At 70.1% G+C, this 3,664-nt stretch carries 4 protein-coding genes; 2 read left to right on the forward strand and 2 right to left on the reverse strand.

Annotated elements, in window-relative coordinates; genetic code table 11:
• Positions 1 to 113: 113 nt before the first annotated feature.
• Together AC27KI_RS20675 and AC27KI_RS20680 are read right to left on the reverse strand one after the other, a co-directional pair.
• Entirely contained in the window at positions 114 to 794 is a 681-nt protein-coding gene (locus tag AC27KI_RS20675; RefSeq protein ID WP_487115582.1) for a DUF2848 domain-containing protein, read from the reverse strand.
• Between the two features lie 26 nt (positions 795 to 820).
• A complete protein-coding gene (locus AC27KI_RS20680) occupies positions 821 to 1,495 on the reverse strand; it encodes a GntR family transcriptional regulator (RefSeq protein ID WP_284429458.1) in 675 nt (224 codons plus the stop codon).
• Positions 1,496 to 1,655: 160 nt separating this feature from the next.
• Between AC27KI_RS20680 and tldD the strand changes: the two genes are divergently transcribed.
• Both tldD and AC27KI_RS20690 read left to right on the forward strand, forming a co-directional pair.
• Positions 1,656 to 3,116: a metalloprotease TldD gene (tldD, locus tag AC27KI_RS20685; protein ID WP_284405293.1), complete on the forward strand. Its 1,461-nt coding sequence runs from the start codon at positions 1,656 to 1,658 to the stop codon at positions 3,114 to 3,116.
• Between the two features lie 40 nt (positions 3,117 to 3,156).
• Positions 3,157 to 3,664: hypothetical protein (locus AC27KI_RS20690; RefSeq protein ID WP_487115584.1), on the forward strand; the 508-nt coding region annotated here is incomplete at its 3' end.

Here is a 3,664-nt window from a genome sequence, read left to right on the forward strand (position 1 = left end):
CGTGGCGATGCGCGCGAGCGCCGCCTCGACCAGCGCCACGCTGGTGGTGTCGCCCCGGGCCAGGGCCTCGGCCTGTTCGCGGACGGTGGGGTGGCGGGTGGTGGCGAGGGCATTCATCGGGCGATCTCCAGGGCTTGGGTGGCGTATTGGTGGTGCAGGCTGCGGTTCAGAACGGGGTCGTGCAATTCCAGCTCGAAGGCCTCGCCCCAGCCGAGTTCGCCGATCACCGCATGGGTACCGCAGAACATGGCCGTGTGGGCGGACAGGCCGTCTGCCGCATTCCATTTTTGCATCAGCTCGGCGGGGGGCAGCAGGCGGGCCAGCGCGCCTTCCTGGTACAGCGCGCGCACGCCATCGCGGGTGCGCCAGCAGCGGGTGACCAGCTGGTCCCAGTGGCCCTGCACCTCCGACAGCTTCCACAGGGCGCGGCCCACGGGCTTGGCGCACATCTGCTTGGACACCGTGACGTCGTAGGCCTCGACGGTGCGGTCCGTGTGGTCCGAGCCGATGCCCACGAGCACGCCGTGCGCCTCGCTGGCCAGCAGCACGCATTCCACCTCGCCGCTGGAGTCATGGCCCGGAACCTGCACCGCGCTGCCCGTGTCGAGCAGCTGGCTGGCCACGCGGTAGAAGGTGGGCACCGTGGAGGGCGGCTTGACGCCGATCGCGGCCAGTTCGGCGATGTGGTGGTCCACCGCCGCGCGGTCGCGGCCGGCCCAGCCGGCGATGACGAGGTGGCGGATGTCCAGGGTGACCGGCCTGTGGCCGGCGAGATCGAAGGTGTGCTGGGGCATGGTGGGAGGCGAAAAGGGCGGGGGGATCAAAGTGCGCGGGTGATCGCGCGGCGGAAATCGTCGATGTGGCGCTGCATCGCGGCGGCGGCGGCATCGGGGTCGTGGCGCTCGAGCGCGGCCAGGATGTCCTGGTGCTCGTCGTGGATGCGCACGCTGTGCCCGGCCTCCGAGAGCGTCAGGAACCAAAAGCGCGCCTGCTGTTCGTGCAGCCGGCGCAGCAGGTCGGCCAGGACGGTGTTGCGGGCGGCGGCCGAGATCGCGCTGTGAAAGCGCAGGTCCAGCGCCATCAGCGCAGGCACGTCGTGTGCGGCCAGGAGTGCCGGGGCCTCGCCCAGCAGGTGGCGCATGGCGGCCAGTTCAGCGGGCCGGACCCGCTCGGCCGCCAGGCGCACGCACAGGGTCTCGTTGCAGGCGCGCACCTCGATCATGTCCAGCACCTCGTCCAGCGACAGCGGCGCCACCACGATGCCCTTGCGCGGCAGGATGGTCACGAGTCCTTCCATCTCCAGCCGGTGCAGCGCCTGGTGGATGGGCGTGCGGCCCAGGCCGAGCAGCGTGCCCAGCGCGCCTTCGTTGATCTGCGCGCCGGGCGCCAGCTCGCAGGCAATGATGCGGCGCTTGATGTCGGCGTAGGCCTGCTCGCGCAACTGGGCGCCGCCGCCGGGTGCGGCAGGAAGGGAGGGCTGGGGCAGGACGGGCATCGGGGCGGGTGGGCGGGGTCGGTGAAACCGAATGATATATCAGTGAAATATCACAGAGTCTGCCTGGTCATGGCCGATTCGCGCCGGCATGGCCGCGCCGCCGGGTGGGATGCTCGCAAAGCGCCATGCCGGCGGGCACCAAGGCTTCTAGAATCCGCCCATGATCTCCCGCGAACCCACCATCGAACGCCTGTCCGTCGCCCGCCGCCTGCTCCTGGAGCCTTTCGGCCTCGACGAAACCCATCTGGCGCGCGCGCTCGCCGACATCCGGGCCCATCAGGTGGACGATGCCGACCTGTATTTCCAATACACGCGCAGCGAGGGCTGGAGCCTGGAAGAAGGCATCGTCAAGACCGGTTCGTTCAGCATCGACCAGGGCGTCGGGGTGCGGGCCGTGAGCGGCGAGAAGACGGCTTTCGCCTATTCCGACGACATCTCCGAGGCCTCCCTGCTCGATGCCGCCCGCACCGTCCGGGCGATTTCGGCGGCCTCGCAGGAAAAGCGGGCGAAGATCTCGCTCAAGAAGATCTCCGCCAGCCGCTCGCTCTATCCCGGCACCGATCCCATCGCTTCGCTGGACAGCACGGCCAAGGTGGCGCTGCTGGAAAAGGTGGAGCAGCAGGCCCGCGCCAAGGACCCGCGCGTGGCCCAGGTCATGGCGGGCCTGGCCAGCGAATACGACGTGGTCCTGGTGGCGCGCTCCGACGGCACGCTGGCCGCCGACGTGCGCCCGCTGGTGCGCCTGTCGGTCACCGTGATCGCCGAGCAGGCCGGCCGCCGCGAGGTGGGCTCGGCCGGCGGGGGCGGGCGCTTCGGCCTGGCCTATTTCGACGATGCGCAGATCACCCGGTACGTCGATGAGGCCGTGAACGCCGCCCTCGTCAATCTGGAGTCGCGCCCTGCGCCCGCGGGCGAGATGACCGTGGTGCTCGGCCCCGGGTGGCCAGGCGTGCTGCTGCACGAGGCCGTGGGCCACGGGCTGGAGGGCGATTTCAACCGCAAGGGCTCGAGCGCCTTCAGCGGCCGCATCGGCCAGCGCGTGGCGGCCAAGGGCGTGACGGTGCTGGACGACGGCACCCTGGCCGACCGCCGCGGCTCGCTCAACGTGGATGACGAAGGCCACGCCAGCCAGCGCAACGTGCTCATCGAGGACGGCATCCTCAAGGGCTACATCCAGGATTCGATGAACGCGCGCCTGTCGGGCGTGGCACCCACCGGCAACGGGCGGCGCGAGAGCTACGCGCACATTCCCATGCCGCGCATGACCAACACCTACATGCTGGGCGGCGACAAGGACCCGGCGGAGATCGTCGCGAGCATGAAGCGCGGCCTCTACGCCACCAACTTCGGCGGCGGCCAGGTGGACATCACCAGCGGCAAGTTCGTGTTCTCGGCCAGCGAGGCGTATTGGGTCGAGAACGGCAAGATCCTGTACCCGGTCAAAGGCGCGACCATCGTCGGCAGCGGTCCGGAATCCCTCAAGAAGGTGACCCTCATCGGCAACGACATGGCGCTCGACAGCGGCGTGGGCACCTGCGGCAAGGAAGGCCAGAGCGTGCCGGTCGGCGTGGGCCAGCCCACGCTGCGCATCGATGGCCTGACGGTCGGCGGCACCGCATAAGGCCCCGGGCGGCGGTGGACCTTCCAGGCGTGCACCCACCATGCCTGACCCCTCGTCCAGCCAGCTGCTGAACACCGCACAGTCGTTCGGCGATGTGAGCCGGCTGCTGCGCGAAGGCGTGGCCGACGAGGAGTCCCGCCAGTTCCGCGATGCGCTGACGTCGCTGTCCGCGCTTATCGAAGATGCGGCGCACCTGCGCCGCGCCTGCGCCGATCCCTCCGCCATCTTCTGGAGCCTGGAGCACCTGAAGCGCGCCGCGCGCGAGCACCAGTTCTTTCTCACCGGGCTGGGCTCCGCCTGGCATGCGCTCTACGAACTGGGGGCCTACCAGCAGGCCCTGAAAGACCTGCGCGATGCCATCGAGATCTGGCACCAGGCACTGACCCGCCAAAGCCGCAGCGAGCCGGCCTGCTTCGATGCGTTCGAGCGCCTGGCCTGGCGCACCCTGGGCGAGGCAATGCTGGTCATCGACATGTACGAGCAGGGCGGGGCGATGCTCAGCGAGCCTGCGCCGGAGCCCGCCGCGGCCCGGCGGCGCCCGATGCTGG

This window comes from Acidovorax sp. KPB24-03 (assembly GCF_057546605.1).